This window comes from Lactonifactor sp. BIOML-A5 (assembly GCF_009677585.1).
Lineage (GTDB): Bacteria > Bacillota > Clostridia > Lachnospirales > Lachnospiraceae > Lactonifactor.
Map to the genome: position 1 here is coordinate 221564 of NZ_WKYV01000004.1, position 16156 is coordinate 237719.

Below are 16156 nucleotides of genomic sequence, written 5' to 3' on the forward strand. Positions count from 1 at the left end.
CTCTATCATAACAGCAGCACAGAAGTCTGTCAAGTAAAAAAGCCGTATCCGGAACATAGATTTTTCCGGGTACGGCCATTTCTTGAATTTATAAAGGTTTAAACATATTCTTCATCAACAATCTTGTTGTCAGTGGGATATACCTTTCCCTCTTTCATTACAAAGTCACATTCACTGAGAGCGTCACAGTCTGTCAGAAGATCTCTGTGCCATGCGGATACATCAGCCAGTTTTCCGGGCTCAATGGTTCCAATGAGGTGATCCAGACGGAGTATGCCTGCATTTACGCTGGTGGCGGCTTTCAGAGTACGGAAGGGATCCATGCCGGAACGCAGCCAGCTACGGTATTCATACCAGCTTTCATAAGGCTGGTGTACCGCGCAAAAATCAGAGCCGTAACCCAGACGAATCTTGCTTTCACGGATGATTCTGCGGCTTTCTTTCAGCCTTGGAGCAAATTTTTTCAGTTTCATCTGGCTGTCAGCGGTATTCTTTGCAAACATATCATCGTTATCCTCAAGAGTATCCTGGAACGGTGAGAAGGTAGGCACAAGATAGGTATCAGACTCTTCAAACATGCGGGCCGTCTCTTCATCCATAAGAGCACCATGCTCCATGCCGTCGATTCCGAACTGTAAAAGTTTTTTCATCATCCGGGGCGGATACACGTGTGCAGTTACCGGCTTGCCCAGGTCGTGAGCAGTGCGGATGATGGTTTCCAATTCTTCATCGTCCAGATAACTGATCTCAGGGCCTCCGTCCGGGCTCAGAAAACTTCCGGACAGGAAGATCTTGATAAAGTCAGTGCCGTATTTTACTTCTCTGCGGACCTGGGTGCGGAAAAAGTCCGGGCCGCTTCCGATGGTATCTATCTGCATAAAATCAGATAAGGGCTGATTTTCATAGGCATACATACTCATGTCTCCCGGCATACCCGGTCCTCCCAGCATATGTGCCCCTACATTCATACGGGCAGCAGGGAAAAGTCCCCGGTCAATCACACGTTTTGCATCTACGATTCCATATCCCAGAGGCCCCATACCGTTACAGCGGATGGTAGTGAAACCCCTTTCCAGGCAGCGCTCTGCCGTATGTAAAAATGCCAGGGTACTGTAGCCTTCCGAATGGAATAAGATATTATCTACTTCTTGCCAGCGCATCAGGTTGCCATGTACATGGGCATCGATCATCCCCGGGGTTACTGTGAGGTGACTTAAGTCAATGATTTCAACATCTTTGGGACGGCTGAGATTCTTTCCGACTTCTTTGATTTTTCTACCTTCTACAAGAATCTCCATGTTTTCCTGCAGTTCATCCTTGATTCCGTCAAAGAGCTTGCCGCAGATAATTAAGCTTTGCTTTTCCATGATTCTACCTCTTTTCTTCATTTTTTAGTCCCTGAGGACGTAAGGCACAAAAAAATAAATTCATTACAGTGAAAAAGTTTTGCAGACATTTTCATCAAATGTGACAAAAAATCACAAAATTTCACTATTTATATAGATTATATGTCTAAAACAAAACAATGTCAAGCTAACTGAAAAAAAGATATACATATAATTAATACTGATAATATTCATAAAAATGAATGATGGGAAATTAATTTTTCTTTCCGGATTTTTTTTCTTCCGCAATGGTTTTCAACTCTTCCAAGGCATCCTTGAAGGCTCTGGAGGTAGCGCTTGGGTGCCCTTTGAGCATCTGCTTCTTATAGAATCCCAAACGGTTCCGCACAACTCCCTGGTGTTCCCGCTCAATAATAAACTTTTCTTTCAGGCGTTCAATCTCTTCCTGGAACTGTTCATAGGTAGTGCGAAGGCCCTCGCTCTGAGTCAGCTCATCCAGCTTCTCCCGGATACTCTGAAGAAGTTCACCTGCGGTTTCCTTCCCGCGCTCGGCAAAGGAAGGGGTAGAGAAAGCAGCAATAGCGTCCAGACGTGTCTGTACCTTCTGAAGCTCTTCTTTTGCTCTTGTCATGCGCTCCATAATATCTCTGAGATCCAGGGCAGCCTTAAAGGAAAGAGCCATATCTCCGGCAATGACAACAGTCAGTATTACTGCTATCACAGCTGCCAGTGTGACATTCAGCGCCAATACGAAATGCTCAATAGGTTCATGGATAAAATCCACCAGCACGATAGTGAGAAAGCCCCATGCCAGGGAAGTGCCCAGACAGATATGTCCCTGGAAGTTCAGGGGCTTATTGCTGTAATCCCAATATCGGACTTTAAAAAGGCTCTCCATGCAGACCCCTGTAATATATTCCAGTATACTGGCAGCCACTGCCCCTGCTGCAAAGGTAAGAATCAGGCTGTTCCGTACAGGAATGGTCACATACAGCATAAGTACCGCTCCGCTGCCATACAGCGGAAGAAAGGGTCCCCTCATAAACCCTCGGTTAACAAACTTTTTCTTATGTATGGATACATAAGAGGATTCAATGCACCAGCCGATAAAGCAGTAAATATAGAAGAAGAGCAGCCAGTCCACCGTTGTATAGTTATAATTCATAAACTCCCTCCTAGCTTTTGATACAGCTATTATACAATCCTTTCCTTAAAAATAGCAACCTGACAGGGGAAAAATATTAGGATTGAAAAAATCCCCCCTATCGTATATACTATATCTGTTAGAATTAAATACGAATATTAAGCAAAAGGTGGTAAGATACATGGGATTATTACAAGAGTGGAGAGATGTAGCATATTCTCAGGAGGCTGACAAAAGCCAGCTGCAGAAATTCTGGACAAATTATTTTATGATTGAAAAGGGCATCTACGAAAAACTTCTGGTGAATCCTGAAGAGGTGGTAAAAGGTACCGTTAAGGAGTTAGCAGAAAAATATGAAATAGAAGTTATGACCATGGTTGGATTCCTGGACGGAATCAATGACAGCTTAAAGGTTCCCAATCCCATCGAGGAGATGGATGAAGATACTGTTGTGAATCTGGGATTTGACAAAGAACTGTTATATAAGAACATGGTTGACGCAAAGGCTGACTGGCTTTACAATCTGCCCATGTGGGATGATATCTTTACAGAAGATAAGAAAAAGGAATTGTATCTGGAGCAGAAGAAATCAGGTACTGTTGTAAAAGGGCCGAAGATCGGACGCAACGATCCATGTCCGTGCGGCAGCGGTAAAAAGTATAAAAAGTGCTGCGGAAAATAATACGCAGGCGAACAAGGGGCGGGGGAAGCTTTTCTCCCGCCCCTCTCAGGTAATGAAAGGGATGGGAAGCATCATGAAGTTTTTTTGGTGGGCACTGTGTATCATATCTCTGGGATATTATCTGGTAATTATCTCCTATGCAGGATTACAGGCGACGTTTTCCAGGTTCTGGCTGCTTTTGGGCGGGATATTTCTGGTTCTGGGACTTCTGTGCAGCTGGAGCCAGAGGCGGGGAATTGCCCTGCTTACTCTGTTTCCAGTCTGGGCAAAGATAAGCGCGGGTCTGCTTGCAGTTTTTTGCCTGCTGTTGTTTCTGGGAGCAGCAGGCTGCATTGCCTCCGGGATGTGCAGGCTGCCTCCGGGGAATCTGGACTATATTATTGTGCTGGGGGCGAAGGTAAAGGGAGAAATTCCCAGCAAGGCTCTGTATAAAAGGCTGTATGCCGCTGAAGACTACTTAAAGAAGAATCCCCATACCACAGCAGTGCTGTCCGGCGGGCAGGGACCCGGCGAAACGGTTACAGAGGCCAAGGCAATGGAACAATATCTGCTCAGTAAAGGGATCTCCAAACACAGGCTGAGAATAGAAGACAAATCCACAGACACAGTAGAAAATATGAAGTTCAGCCAGGCTTTTCTTTCAGATAAAAATGTCTCGGTAGGAGTTGTAACCAATGATTTTCATGTGTACAGGGGCGTAGCTGTTGGGAAAAAGCTGGGGTATGCGCAGATTTATGGAATTCCCGCCTCCTCAGATATGATTCTGCAGGTGAATTATCTGGTCAGAGAATCCTTTGCAGTGATAAAAGACAAAGCATCCGGGAATATCTAAAAGTGGTTGACAAACTTTTTTCCCGGGTTATAATAAAAAATAGCAGTAATATGAGAACACGCTGAAGAGACAAGTAGAATGTGGAAGGCTCCAGAGAGAGATACAGCTGCTGGAAGTATCTTAGCCGGGAAACATTTGAAGACTACCTCTGAGTGGCCCTAATCCGGCCCGGTGACTCCGTTATCGTCCAATGAAGTGGCTGATGCTCCGGCGGAGCAGGCAGCAAAAAGGGTGGAACCGCGAGCTGATAACAGAGGCTCGTCCCTTGTAATTCCGGCTAAGAATTACAGGGGACGGGCTTTTTTTTGTTGCATTAGGAAAGTTCACCTTACTTCCTATGTAATGAAAGGCCCTCCGGGCGGGATGCGCACTGCACGTAAGGGCATACGTTTGTGCATCTGTGCCGGCAGGGTGGTAAATGAGACGAAAAGAAAGGGAGAATATTATGATAATTACATTGAAAGACGGAACAAAGAAAGAATACAGGGAAGCAAAATCTGTGTATGACATTGCGCTGGACATCAGTGAAGGACTGGCAAGGGCTGCCTGCGCCGGAGAGGTGGACGGGGAGACCGTTGACCTGAGAACTATAGTGGACAAAGACTGTGAATTAAATATTCTGACTGCGAATGACCCAAAAGGGCTGGCGGCTCTGCGTCATACAGCGTCTCATATCCTCGCAGAAGCTGTGAAGAACCTGTATCCGGAAGCAAAGCTGGCCATAGGACCTTCTATTGATACTGGTTTTTATTATGACTTTGAACATGAGTCCTTTACCAGAGAAGATCTGGATGCCATTGAGAAGGAAATGAAGAAGATAATTAAGAAAGGCGCCAGGCTGGAAAAATACACCCTTCCCAGAGAAGAAGCGATTGCTTTTATGAAGGAGAAGGGAGAGCCCTATAAAGTAGAGCTCATAGAAGATTTACCGGAGGGAGAAGAGATTTCCTTCTACTCTCAGGGTGATTTTGTGGATCTGTGCGCAGGTCCGCACCTTATGAACACAAAGGGAGTGAAAGCGTTTAAGCTGACCTCTTCCTCCGGTGCTTACTGGAGAGGAAACGAAAAGAATAAGATGCTCTCCAGAATCTATGGAACAGCATTCAGCAAAAAGGATGAGCTGAATGTATACCTGGAGCAGATGGAAGAAGCCAAGAAGAGGGATCACAACAAACTGGGAAGAGAGATGGAGCTTTTTACAACCGTGGACGTGATCGGCCAGGGACTTCCGCTTCTTATGCCGAAGGGAGAGATCATGATTCGGACACTCCAGCGCTGGATAGAAGATGAGGAAGAAAAGCGGGGATATGTGAGAACAAAAACACCTCTGATGGCAAAAAGTGATTTATATAAAATTTCCGGGCACTGGGATCACTATAAAGAGGGTATGTTTGTTCTGGGAGATGAAGAGGCGGACAAAGAGGTATTTGCACTGCGCCCTATGACATGTCCCTTCCAGTATTACGTGTACAAGGCGGCACAGCACAGCTACCGGGATCTGCCGCTGCGGTACGGAGAGACTTCTACCTTATTCAGAAATGAAGACTCCGGGGAAATGCACGGCCTTACCCGGGTACGTCAGTTTACCATTTCTGAGGGGCATCTGATCATGACACCGGAACAGATCAATGATGAATTCAAAGGGTGTGTGGAGCTGGCACTGTACTGCCTCAGAACGCTGGGGCTGGAGAAGGATGTAACCTTCCGTCTGTCCAAATGGGATCCTGCAAACACAGAAAAGTATATCGGGGATGCTGCGTACTGGGAGGAATCCCAGGGTAAGATGCGTCAGCTTCTCACAGAGTTGGAGCTTGACTTTACTGAGGCTGACGGGGAAGCTGCTTTCTACGGTCCGAAGCTGGATATCCAGGCAAAAAATGTATACGGAAAAGAAGATACTATGATTACCATACAGCTGGACTTTGCCCTGGCAGAGCAGTTTGATATGTACTATATTGATGAAAACGGAGAAAAGAAACGTCCGTTTATCATCCACAGAACCAGTATGGGATGCTATGAGAGAACACTGGCCTGGCTGATTGAGAAGTATGCGGGCAAATTCCCCACATGGCTGTGCCCGGAACAGGTGAGAGTACTTCCTATATCAGAAAAATTCCATGGGTATGCGGCTGAGGTAGAGGCTAAGCTGAAAGAGAATGGAATCCGCTGCAGCGTAGACGACAGGAGTGAAAAAATTGGATACAAGATACGGGAGAGCCGCCTGGCAAAGGTGCCGTATATGCTGGTAGTTGGGGCAAAAGAAGAAGAGGAAGGTGTGGTATCTGTGAGAAGCCGTTATCTTGGAGATGAGGGTCAGAAGCCGCTGGGTGCTTTTATAGAAGAAATTGCCAAGGAAATACGAACAAAGGAAATCAGGAAAATAGAAGTGGAAAACTAGATCAGGGGTGCATAGATTCAGTAAAACGGCACATACTATCTCCGATTCTAATATAAGGAGGTAAATTATATGCCATTATTGAGCTGTACTGCCAAATCATGCATATATAACTGTGATGAATATTGTTCCAAAGGAGATATCCTGGTTTCCGGAGAGGATGCAAAACAGCCGGATGAAACCTGCTGCTCTAGCTTCTGTGAGCGTACCGGGGAATCTTCTTCAAACTCTGCAGGATGCGGATGCAAGACAATCAGTGTTGACTGCGAAGCCTGTCAATGCGTATATAATGACGATGAGAGATGCTCTGCAGACAAGATTACCATTAACGGGGCAAGTGCCTGTCACTGTGATGATACAAGATGCGGCAGCTTTGAGAAAGAATAAAGAGAATTGGGGACAGGAATTCACAAGAATTCCTGTCCCCGTCTTTTATACACTGATCATTCCCAGATTTTCCAGAATAGAAAAGATCAGGATAGCAAGCAGGCAGATAGGTGCAATGTATTTAATAATTACCTCGTAGAATTTTTTGGCCTTAAACTCACCGTTAATAGATACCTCGTCCTCTATCACTTTGGGTTTTATGATATATCCGATAAAGATACAGGTCAGCAGCGCCACCACAGGCATCAGAATGCTGTTGCTCACAAAATCAAAGAAATCCAGAAGCTGGAATCCAAGCGGCCGCAGGGAGTCTAATACACCGTATCCCAGAGAGACAAAGCTTCCCAGCGCCAGTATAAATATGGTAACAGCCAGGGTTGCTGAAGAACGCTTCCACCCGAACTTGTCTCTTAAGATTGAAACCGTTGTCTCCATCAGAGAGATGGAAGAAGTAAGGGCTGCAAACAGCACCAGGACAAAGAAAACAGTGCCCAGTACACCTCCCAGAGTCATGTCGTTGAAAACCTTGGGGAGAGTCATAAACATAAGTCCGGCTCCCTTGTTTAGCGCCGCCTCATCCCCGCCGGAGAATACGAAGACAGAAGGGATAATCATCAGTCCCGCAAGAAAAGCGATTCCTGTGTCAAATATTTCGATCTGTCGTACCGATTTCTCCAGATGGTTATCTTTTTTCATGTAGGAGCCGTATGTTATCATAATTCCCATGGCCAATGACATAGAATAGAACATCTGTCCCATCGCAGCCAGCACTGTGGTGATAGAGAAGCGGCTGAAATCAGGCAGCAGATAATATTTCACACCCTCCATGGCTCCCGGGCGTGTGATACAAAACAGAGTGATTCCAATGGAGAGCACAATAAGTACGGGCATTAGGATTTTGCTGGCCTTTTCAATTCCTTTTTGTACACCGGCAAGTACAACCACGGCATTTAAAATGACGTATAAGGCAAACCATAGAAGAGGACCGCCTGTCTGTGAAATATAACCCGTGAAGAAAGTGTCACCCGCAGCTTCTGCCACTCTGCCGGATGCAAACTCAAAAAGATATTTTGCTACCCAGCCCCCGATGACACAGTAGTAAGGGGTGATAATAAAGGGGACGATACATCCCAGATATCCGATAAAACTAAAACGCTTGTCCAGGGCTTTGAATGCACCTACCGCGCTGAGTCCTGTTCTGCGCCCAATGGCGATTTCAGTGGTCATAAGTGCAAAACCGAAGGTTACAGCCAGAATGAGATACACGAGCAGAAAGATTCCTCCCCCGTATTTGGCTGCCAAATACGGAAAGCGCCACAGATTGCCAAGTCCCACTGCGGATCCCGCAGCTGCCAGGACAAACCCAATCTTACTTGAAAAATTTCCTCTTTTTTTGTCCATAAGTTTCTCCTTTTTCCAGTTCAAGTATTCCGATCTATTATGACATTCTTTTACATAAAAAACAAGGATTTATAAAGAAAATATTAAAATGCTTGACTTACCATTTTGTTTATGATAAAGTATTAAAGGTCTGAGTAAGACATTTGATAAAACAAAGCAGAGTATCCACTCTCACCTCGGCACATAGGCGTGACCCTGGTTAATATTAACTGTAATTCTGCAGTCTGGGACTGCAAAATTATAATGGTATGAAGTGGATAGTGCGGCTATTCGCTTTTTTTGTATGCATGGCAGATACAGCAAGGTGCGTACGGGTGGAGGTAACAGGTTTTAACATTTCAACTATTCAATTATTATGGAGGTGCACTACTATTAGCGATTTAATGATTAACGAACAGATCAGAGACAGAGAAATACGTCTGATTGGTGTGGATGGAGAACAATTAGGTATCGTATCAACGAGGGATGCAATGGCCAAAGCGCAGGAGGCTGGGCTGGATCTGGTCAAGATTGCTCCTACCGCAAAGCCACCGGTTTGTAAAATTATTGATTATGGGAAATACAAATATGAACTGGCAAGGAAAGAAAAAGAAGCCAGGAAAAAGCAGAAGACCATCGATGTAAAAGAAGTGCGTCTCTCACCCAATATTGATTCCAACGATTTGAACACCAAAACAAATGCTGCCAGAAAATTCATATCCAAGGGCGATAAGGTGAAGGTTACTCTTCGGTTCCGTGGAAGAGAGATGGCGCATATGTATGCCAGCAAGCATATTTTAGATGAATTTGCTGAAAAGCTTTCGGATATAGCCGTGATAGAAAAAGCTCCTAAGGTAGAAGGCAGAAGCATGACCATGTTTTTAACTGAAAAACGTTAAAAAATAGAAAAGACAAGTATTAAGGAGGAATATACAATGCCCAAAATTAAAACAAGCAGAGCTGCTGCAAAGCGTTTCAAAAAAACAGGTACAGGAAAATTAGTTAGAAATAAAGCTTATAAAAGCCATATCTTAACCAAAAAATCTCAGAAGAGAAAAAGAAATCTGAGAAAACCTACTGTTACAGATGCAACAAATGTAAAGAATATGAAGAAAATCTTACCTTATTTATAAGATAGAAGTTAAGTTAGTATAGGAGGAAATTAAGAATGGCAAGAATTAAAGGCGGTTTAAACGCTAAAAAAAGACATAATAGAACATTAAAGCTGGCAAAAGGTTACAGAGGAGCCAGATCCAAACAGTACAGAGTGGCAAAGCAGTCAGTGATGAGAGCGCTGGCAAGCTCCTACGCAGGAAGAAAGCAGAAGAAGCGTCAGTTCAGACAGTTATGGATTGCACGTATCAACGCAGCAGCGAGAATGAACGGTTTATCTTACAGCAAATTTATGTATGGCTTAAAATTAGCTGGTATTGAGATGAACAGAAAGATGCTGGCTGATATGGCTATCAATGATGCAGAAGGATTTGCTACATTAGCAGAGCTTGCAAAAACTAAAATTGCCTAATTTTATTTGGGACGTTGCCTCGTAAGGGAGACAACGTCCCAAATGTATTTTGCGCATAGTACATGATCTACGGTACATATAGTGAACTAAAAGGCCTTTCGGAGTAAGTATAGTGAAAAAATGTGGATATTTACTCTATTTCTTTACGGCCGTTTTTCTGCTGTTGCTGGGTGTTCACCTATTGCGGGAGAGGGGAGTTGGGGAGCAGATCATTCAGGCGGACGCACCTGCGGAGTCAGGGGAGGATCCGGTTGTGGCTTTGACCTTCGATGACGGGCCGGACCCCATATATACCCCCAGGCTGCTGGACGGATTAAAGGAAAGAGATGTAAAAGCCAGCTTTTTTCTCATAGGAAAGATGCTGGAGGGAAACGAGGACATCGTAGAACGGATGTTTAAAGAGGGGCACTTGATTGGCAATCATACCTTCGACCATGTGCAGCTGAATAAATTATCAGATGCAAAGGCCTGTGAGCAGGTTACCAAGACCAGCAACAAGATATTTGAAATAACCGGAATGTATACGGCATTTATCCGCCCCCCCTTCGGAGAGTGGAAAAAAAATCTGGACTGTAACATTACTATGATTCCTGTATTATGGAATGTAGATTCCCTGGACTGGACAACAAAGGATACAGATGCTATTGTTAATAGAGTACTGAAAGATGTGGAGGACGGAGATATCATCCTTATGCACGACAATTATGATTCCAGTGTAAAGGCAGCACTGCGGATCGTAGATGCCCTTCAGGGAAAGGGGTACCGTTTTGTAACTGTTGATGAACTTTTAATGGATTAGCAGAGATGAGGGACAAAGGAGTAAGATGCAGAATCTAATACTGTCATTCTCAGTAGTATTTCCACTGTTTGCGTATATGCTGCTGGGGTTTGGAATCAGGAAGATGAAACTTTTGGACGCCCGCATATTTAAACCTCTCAATGGAATGATTTTTCAGGTGTTTATTCCAATTATGCTGTTTGTGGATGTCTATGAGTCAGACTTCAAGTCTTCTGTGAATAAAGGACTTTTTTTGTATGCGGCTGTTATGGTGATACTGCTGTTTCTGCTGCTCTGCGCCGCAGTTCCCAGATTTGTAAGAGATAAGAAAGATGCTTCTGTTATGATTCAGGGAATCTACCGGAGCAATTATGTGCTGTTCGGGGTGAGTATCGGGGCCAATTTATATAAAGACGGGGATATCGGAGTAATTGCCGCCATGGCGGCACTGATAGTACCGCTCTTTAATATACTGGCAGTGATTCTTTTTGAAATGTTTCGGGGCGGCAGGGTAAAACCCGCCGCAGTGGTGATGGGCGTGCTCAAAAACCCTCTGGTGGGAGCAGGGATTCTGGGGATACTTTTTGCTGTGCTGAATATCCGGCTTCCCGCGCTGGTTGTTGATACCCTGGATAACATCGGAAGTATGGCATCCCCCATGGCGCTGATCTGTCTGGGCGGTATGTTGTCTTTTGAAAGCTTAAGGAAGCACAGAAAAAAGCTGGGAGCTGTACTCTTGGGACGCCTGATACTGGTGCCTGCGGCAGCGGTTGCTGTGGCAGCTGCGCTGGGATACCGGGAAGTGGAATTGGTGGGGATACTGGCAGTCTTTGGTTCCCCCACTGCGGTAGCTTCAGCACCCATGGCCCAGTCCATGGGCGGGAATGGAGAGCTGGCAGGAGAAATTGTGGCCACCAGTTCTGCAGCCTGCGTGGTGACCATGTTTTTATTTATCTGGGCGCTTAAGACTTTGGGATGGGTTTCCTGAGCAAGGATTAGGATACACAATTGCTTCAGCGGACAGAAGCTGGGAAAGGCGGATAAGAAATGGATTTATTTGATTATATGAAAGAGGTAACCCTGGAAAATGAGTCCCCGTTGGCTTCCAGGATGCGTCCTACTTCTCTGGAGGAAGTAGTTGGACAGGAACATATTATTGGAAAGGACAAGCTGCTGTACCGGGCCATTAAGGCTGATAAGCTTAGCTCCATTATATTTTACGGACCTCCCGGAACTGGAAAAACCACACTTGCTAAGGTAATCGCCAATACTACCAGTTCCCGGTTCACCCAGATGAATGCCACAGTGGCGGGGAAAAAGGATATGGAGGCTGTGATTAAGGAGGCTCAGAGCCAACTGGGGATGTATGGGACGAAAACCATATTGTTTATAGATGAGATTCACCGTTTTAACAAAGGCCAGCAGGACTACCTTCTTCCCTTTGTGGAGGACGGGACTATTATACTGATCGGGGCCACTACAGAAAATCCATATTTCGAGGTAAACAGCGCTCTGATCTCCCGCTCCATTATATTTGAACTCCATGCGCTGGAAAAGAAAGACATCGAAAAATTGCTGGAGCGTGCGGTGTCAGACAAAGAAAAGGGCATGGGAAGTTACCAGGCCGTGCTGGACGAGGACGCGAAAGAATTTCTGGCAGATATCGCCGGGGGTGATGCCAGAGCTGCTCTGAATGCCATAGAATTAGGGATTCTGACCACGGACAGAGCCGGGGACGGCAAGATCCACATTGATCTTCAGACCGCCTCCCAGTGTATTCAAAAAAGGGTCGTGAGATACGATAAAACCGGAGATAACCACTATGATACCATCTCAGCCTTTATTAAAAGCATGCGGGGATCCGATCCTGACGCTGCCGTATATTATTTGGCAAAGATGCTTTATGCTGGTGAAGACATTAAATTTATAGCCAGAAGGATTATGATATGTGCAGCGGAGGATGTTGGAAATGCAGATCCCAATGCACTTAATGTGGCAGTATCTGCCGCCCTGGGAGTAGAACGCATCGGAATGCCCGAGGCCCGCATACTTCTCTCCCAGGCAGTCACATACATTGCCTGTGCTCCAAAAAGCAATGCCTCCTATATGGCCATCAACGAGGCCATGGAGTCTGTAAAAAACAAGAAAACCACAGTGCCTCCCCATCTCCAGGACGCACATTATGGGGGGGCATCCAATATGGGCCACGGAATCGGATATCGGTATGCACATGATTATCCCAATCATTATGTAGAGCAGCAGTACCTTCCGGACGAGATCAAAGGGAGCAGATTCTACCGGCCGGAAGACATTGGCTATGAGAAAGAAATACGGAAATACTTTGCTGCAATAAAATAAAAAAGGTTAAAAAGGGGACGTGTACTTTCTAAAAAGTACACGTCCCAAACTCGATCAGGCCTGTCCCTTTTTACTTTTAAAGAAGTTCCCCCATAATATGTGCATAAATCTCCTGGCTTTTTTCCTGCCAGCGGCTGCATATGGTTGTGGCGGCCTCTTTTGTAGGCACCGTCAGGGTCATATCAATGAGATAGGACTGCCGTTCTATCACTTGACAGCGAACCTCATACTCATCTGCGTTTTTTTTGTAATAGTCGGCAATGGTAGAGACTTCATTGCGCAGTTCATAGGCATGGGAATTGAAAAACTCTATAATTTCTTCCTGAATCTCAGGTGAGATCTCATTCTGAAAATAATGAATGGTTTCTTCCCCTTTCGGTGTGATTCGGTACCGTGAGGAATTCCTAACGGTGCTCATCTCCAGTAATTCGGAATCAATCAGTTGATTGATCGCTTCCTGAATGTGAAAGTATGTTGTATATCCCTTATCCAGAATAAACTCAGATATTTGAGAATTAGTCAGAGGGAAATTTACCTTATCTAACATGTATAAAATAATTAATTTGTATAATGTCAATGGTTCTGCCATATTTCTAATTCTCCTTTCCAGTATACAGCCTCCCCTGCCAGGTTTGCCGGACCTTACATTCATGATGAAGAGTGTTTAATACTGTTTTTTTGGCGCTGCTCCACAGAGGCGCAAGTAACAGATCCCTTGGACCATCCCCGGTGAGCCGGTGAATGACGATATCCGGTGACATATGTTCCAGACAGGATATCACGAGATCCAGATATTCCTCCATGGTATAGACCTGAAACGCTCCGCTTAAGTATTCCTCGGCCAAATCTGTACCCTTTAGTATATGGAGAAGCTGAAGCTTAATACCCTGAATATCTTTATGATTCAGATAGGATATGGTCTGGAGAATATCTTCCCGGCTTTCTCCGGGAAGCCCCAGGATAGTGTGGACAATAACTTCCAGATTGCGCTTTCGGAGTTCTTTGACAGCCTCCTCAAAACAGGAAAGTCTGTAGCCTCTCCGAATATATGCGGCGGTTTTATCATGGATAGTCTGCAGCCCTAGTTCAACCCACACGGGCTTTTGGCGGTTCAAAGCATCCAGCAGATCTAACACTTCCGGACCCAGGCAGTCAGGCCGGGTGCCGATGGAGAGGGCAGCTACTTCGGGATCTGCCAGAGCCTCAGTAAAAACAGAGGTCAGATGGGAAATGCTTCCATAGGTGTTGGTATAGGCCTGGAAATACGCAATAAACGTTTCCGCTTTTCTCTTCTGACGGATTCTGTCTTTTTGTTCCTTGATCTGTTCAGCAATTGTGAGAGATTTATCGGCCGCAAAATCTCCGGAACCGCCGGCACTGCAGAAGATACAGCCCCGGTTTCCCAGTGTTCCGTCCCGGTTCGGGCAGGTCATCCCACCGTTAAGGGCTACTTTATATACCTTTGTGCCAAAACGTTCCTTCAGCATATAATCAAAGGAATGATAAGGCTTACCGTTCCATTCCATCTTAGTGAATATGCTTTTTTACTGCCTCTGCAACAGCATCGGCAACCCGGGGATCAAATGCTTCCGGGATAATATTTTCTTCATTTAAGTCTTCTTCTGAGATTAATTCTGCCAAAGCGGTCGCCGCAGCCATTTTCATTTCCTCTGTGATCTGTCTGGCTCGTCCCTCCAGAGCGCCTTTAAAAATACCTGGGAAAGCTACTACGTTATTAATCTGATTTGGAAAATCAGAGCGTCCGGTACCGATAATTCGGGCACCTGCAGCCTTAGCCACGTCAGGCATAATCTCCGGTACCGGGTTTGCCATAGCAAAGATAAAAGGATCTGAATTCATGGATTTAACCATTTCTTCTGTAACACTGTTGGGGGCGGAGACTCCGATAAAGATATCAGCCCCTTGTAACGCATCGGCCAGACTGCCGGATTTTCCTTCCTGATTTGTAATCTCTGCCATTTCCTTTTTTGCGGGATTGTTGGCATTCTCCTTGTTGACTATACCTTTGCTGTCACAGAGATACATGTGGAGGAATCCGTAATTGAGCAAAAGCTTTCCGATGGCGATACCGGCAGCACCGGAACCATTGATGACAACTACACAGTCTTCTTTCTTCTTGCCGGTAAGACGGAGACTGTTAATAATAGCTGCCAGGACCACTACGGCAGTACCGTGCTGGTCATCGTGGAAAACAGGAATATCCAAAAGTTCTTTTAAGCGGGATTCTATTTCGAAACAGCGGGGAGCGGAGATATCCTCAAGATTAATACCCCCGAAAGAGGGTGCGATGTTAACAACGGCCTTTATAATTTCTTCGGTATCCTGGGTATCAAGACAAATAGGAACAGCATTAACACCCCCGAATTCTTTAAATAAAACAGCTTTTCCTTCCATAACCGGCATAGCCGCCAGAGGTCCGATATTACCCAGGCCAAGAACAGCGCTTCCGTCGGAAACTACAGCAATTGTGTTAGCCTTCTGTGTATATTTGTAAGCTGCTTCCGGGTCTTCTGCAATTACCTTACAAGGCTCAGCAACACCTGGAGTATATGCCAGAGAAAGATCTTCCCTTGTTTTTACAGGAGCCTTGGAAACGGTTTCTAACTTTCCATTCCATTCTTCGTGGAGTAAAAGGGCTTTTTCGTTTGTTGTCATAGTAACAGTACCCTACCTTTCTTATTATATGTAGTTTGTTCGGAACTTTCTTTATCATAACATTATGGAAAAATAAGTGCAAGATGGAAGTGAAAATTGAGATTTAATGGTGTAACTGGGACTTTGGTTCAAGACGCTTCAAGACGGCAGGTGTGGGTGACAGGGGGACGGTGAGAGAAATCCCGCGGCAGCGGGCTGGCTGGTTCGGACGGGAGGGAGGCTTAAGTTCCGGGGACACCTCCGTCGCGAAGAGAGTCTAAGACAAAACCGGAATCCCCGCCGGAGCACCGTTCGTATGTGCAAAGAATGCTTGATGTGCATTCTCTGCCCATGCTCACTTTTTTTCGGCCCTGACTGCCGAAAAAATCTCCAGCGGGAATCCCGGTTTTGCCTAAGACTCTCTACTCACTCCTGCGGAATCGTCCCCGGAACTTAAGGCCTCCCTCCCGCCCACCGCCGCAGGATTCCTCTCACCTGGGTATAGGGAAGTTCAAGGGAGTTGGCTATTTATCCAAAACATCGAGTTATCAATAGTGGGAAACCAGAGGAAAAGTGTACAACGTTCGACCTTCCCCACCCGTTTTCCGTGAATGTGAAGTGAGTCTCTGCCAGGTCAAGGGAGGAGGTCTTGGGGCCAGGGGTACTGTGTGGAG

At 45.5% G+C, this 16156-nt stretch carries 16 protein-coding genes; 10 read left to right on the forward strand and 6 right to left on the reverse strand.

The features are described 5' to 3' along the window. Positions 1 to 98: 98 nt before the first annotated feature. Together GKG41_RS04730 and GKG41_RS04735 are read right to left on the reverse strand one after the other, a co-directional pair. Positions 99 to 1367: an amidohydrolase family protein gene (locus tag GKG41_RS04730; RefSeq protein ID WP_154257415.1), complete on the reverse strand. Its 1269-nt coding sequence runs from the start codon at positions 1365 to 1367 to the stop codon at positions 99 to 101. A gap of 232 nt (positions 1368 to 1599) precedes the next feature. Further along, positions 1600 to 2511 (reverse strand): hypothetical protein, encoded by a 912-nt coding sequence (locus GKG41_RS04735; RefSeq protein WP_154257416.1) that lies wholly within the window; start codon positions 2509 to 2511, stop codon positions 1600 to 1602. A gap of 160 nt (positions 2512 to 2671) precedes the next feature. On the opposite strand from GKG41_RS04735, the gene GKG41_RS04740 reads away from it, so the two are divergent. The 4 genes from GKG41_RS04740 to GKG41_RS04755 all read left to right on the forward strand — a co-directional run bounded on the left by GKG41_RS04740 (position 2672) and on the right by GKG41_RS04755 (position 6786). Beyond that, entirely contained in the window at positions 2672 to 3172 is a 501-nt protein-coding gene (locus GKG41_RS04740; RefSeq protein WP_154257417.1) for an SEC-C metal-binding domain-containing protein, read from the forward strand. A 73-nt stretch (positions 3173 to 3245) separates the two neighbouring features. Further along, entirely contained in the window at positions 3246 to 4004 is a 759-nt protein-coding gene (locus GKG41_RS04745) for a YdcF family protein (protein ID WP_173015498.1), read from the forward strand. Positions 4005 to 4449: 445 nt separating this feature from the next. Then, positions 4450 to 6402 carry a threonine--tRNA ligase gene (thrS, locus tag GKG41_RS04750; protein ID WP_154257436.1) on the forward strand — a complete coding sequence of 651 codons (1953 nt, stop codon included), beginning with the start codon at positions 4450 to 4452 and terminating at the stop codon, positions 6400 to 6402. Positions 6403 to 6471: 69 nt separating this feature from the next. Beyond that, positions 6472 to 6786, forward strand: a complete 315-nt coding sequence (locus GKG41_RS04755; protein ID WP_072848966.1) for a DUF1540 domain-containing protein — start codon at positions 6472 to 6474, stop codon at positions 6784 to 6786. 45 nt (positions 6787 to 6831) lie between these two features. Here GKG41_RS04755 and GKG41_RS04760 read toward each other — a convergent pair whose 3' ends face one another. Continuing rightward, positions 6832 to 8187, reverse strand: a complete 1356-nt coding sequence (locus GKG41_RS04760; protein ID WP_154257419.1) for a sodium-dependent transporter — start codon at positions 8185 to 8187, stop codon at positions 6832 to 6834. A gap of 383 nt (positions 8188 to 8570) precedes the next feature. Here GKG41_RS04760 and infC point away from each other — a divergent pair, with 383 nt between their 5' ends. The 6 genes from infC (at position 8571) to GKG41_RS04790 (ending at position 12827) form a co-directional block, all read left to right on the forward strand. Continuing rightward, entirely contained in the window at positions 8571 to 9065 is a 495-nt protein-coding gene (infC, locus tag GKG41_RS04765; protein WP_154257420.1) for a translation initiation factor IF-3, read from the forward strand. Between the two features lie 36 nt (positions 9066 to 9101). Beyond that, positions 9102 to 9299, forward strand: coding sequence for a 50S ribosomal protein L35 (gene rpmI, locus GKG41_RS04770; protein WP_072848961.1), 198 nt, complete (start codon positions 9102 to 9104; stop codon positions 9297 to 9299). A 35-nt stretch (positions 9300 to 9334) separates the two neighbouring features. After that, entirely contained in the window at positions 9335 to 9691 is a 357-nt protein-coding gene (rplT, locus tag GKG41_RS04775) for a 50S ribosomal protein L20 (protein ID WP_072848959.1), read from the forward strand. A gap of 112 nt (positions 9692 to 9803) precedes the next feature. Continuing rightward, positions 9804 to 10490 carry a polysaccharide deacetylase family protein gene (locus GKG41_RS04780; RefSeq protein WP_347563262.1) on the forward strand — a complete coding sequence of 229 codons (687 nt, stop codon included), beginning with the start codon at positions 9804 to 9806 and terminating at the stop codon, positions 10488 to 10490. 25 nt (positions 10491 to 10515) lie between these two features. Continuing rightward, positions 10516 to 11457, forward strand: a complete 942-nt coding sequence (locus tag GKG41_RS04785) for an AEC family transporter (RefSeq protein ID WP_154257421.1) — start codon at positions 10516 to 10518, stop codon at positions 11455 to 11457. A 59-nt stretch (positions 11458 to 11516) separates the two neighbouring features. Beyond that, entirely contained in the window at positions 11517 to 12827 is a 1311-nt protein-coding gene (locus GKG41_RS04790) for a replication-associated recombination protein A (protein ID WP_154257422.1), read from the forward strand. 76 nt (positions 12828 to 12903) lie between these two features. On the opposite strand, the gene GKG41_RS04795 is transcribed toward GKG41_RS04790, so the two are convergent. From GKG41_RS04795 to GKG41_RS04805, 3 genes are read right to left on the reverse strand one after another with little or no spacing between them, the layout of a single operon-like run. Continuing rightward, a complete protein-coding gene (locus GKG41_RS04795) occupies positions 12904 to 13416 on the reverse strand; it encodes a DUF4364 family protein (protein ID WP_072848955.1) in 513 nt (170 codons plus the stop codon). Between the two features lie 4 nt (positions 13417 to 13420). Then, the gene (locus GKG41_RS04800) at positions 13421 to 14353 is read right to left on the reverse strand and encodes a TIGR01212 family radical SAM protein (RefSeq protein WP_154257423.1); all 933 of its coding nucleotides are present in this window, start codon (positions 14351 to 14353) and stop codon (positions 13421 to 13423) included. 1 nt (position 14354) lies between these two features. Then, complete coding sequence (locus GKG41_RS04805) at positions 14355 to 15503, reverse strand: NADP-dependent malic enzyme (RefSeq protein WP_154257424.1); 1149 nt, start codon at positions 15501 to 15503, stop codon at positions 14355 to 14357. Positions 15504 to 16156 lie beyond the last annotated feature (653 nt).

Excerpts from the sequence above, each read along its gene's own strand:
- GKG41_RS04730 (WP_154257415.1), bottom strand. The coding sequence starts at position 1,367 with ATGGAAAAGCAAAGCTTAATTATCTGCGGCAAGCTCTTTGACGGAATC.
- GKG41_RS04735 (WP_154257416.1), bottom strand. The coding sequence starts at position 2,511 with ATGAATTATAACTATACAACGGTGGACTGGCTGCTCTTCTTCTATATT.
- GKG41_RS04740 (WP_154257417.1), top strand. The coding sequence starts at position 2,672 with ATGGGATTATTACAAGAGTGGAGAGATGTAGCATATTCTCAGGAGGCT.
- GKG41_RS04745 (WP_173015498.1), top strand. The coding sequence starts at position 3,246 with ATGAAGTTTTTTTGGTGGGCACTGTGTATCATATCTCTGGGATATTAT.
- thrS (WP_154257436.1), top strand. The coding sequence starts at position 4,450 with ATGATAATTACATTGAAAGACGGAACAAAGAAAGAATACAGGGAAGCA.
- GKG41_RS04755 (WP_072848966.1), top strand. The coding sequence starts at position 6,472 with ATGCCATTATTGAGCTGTACTGCCAAATCATGCATATATAACTGTGAT.
- GKG41_RS04760 (WP_154257419.1), bottom strand. The coding sequence starts at position 8,187 with ATGGACAAAAAAAGAGGAAATTTTTCAAGTAAGATTGGGTTTGTCCTG.
- infC (WP_154257420.1), top strand. The coding sequence starts at position 8,571 with ATGATTAACGAACAGATCAGAGACAGAGAAATACGTCTGATTGGTGTG.
- rpmI (WP_072848961.1), top strand. The coding sequence starts at position 9,102 with ATGCCCAAAATTAAAACAAGCAGAGCTGCTGCAAAGCGTTTCAAAAAA.
- rplT (WP_072848959.1), top strand. The coding sequence starts at position 9,335 with ATGGCAAGAATTAAAGGCGGTTTAAACGCTAAAAAAAGACATAATAGA.
- GKG41_RS04785 (WP_154257421.1), top strand. The coding sequence starts at position 10,516 with ATGCAGAATCTAATACTGTCATTCTCAGTAGTATTTCCACTGTTTGCG.
- GKG41_RS04790 (WP_154257422.1), top strand. The coding sequence starts at position 11,517 with ATGGATTTATTTGATTATATGAAAGAGGTAACCCTGGAAAATGAGTCC.
- GKG41_RS04795 (WP_072848955.1), bottom strand. The coding sequence starts at position 13,416 with ATGGCAGAACCATTGACATTATACAAATTAATTATTTTATACATGTTA.
- GKG41_RS04800 (WP_154257423.1), bottom strand. The coding sequence starts at position 14,353 with ATGGAATGGAACGGTAAGCCTTATCATTCCTTTGATTATATGCTGAAG.
- GKG41_RS04805 (WP_154257424.1), bottom strand. The coding sequence starts at position 15,503 with ATGACAACAAACGAAAAAGCCCTTTTACTCCACGAAGAATGGAATGGA.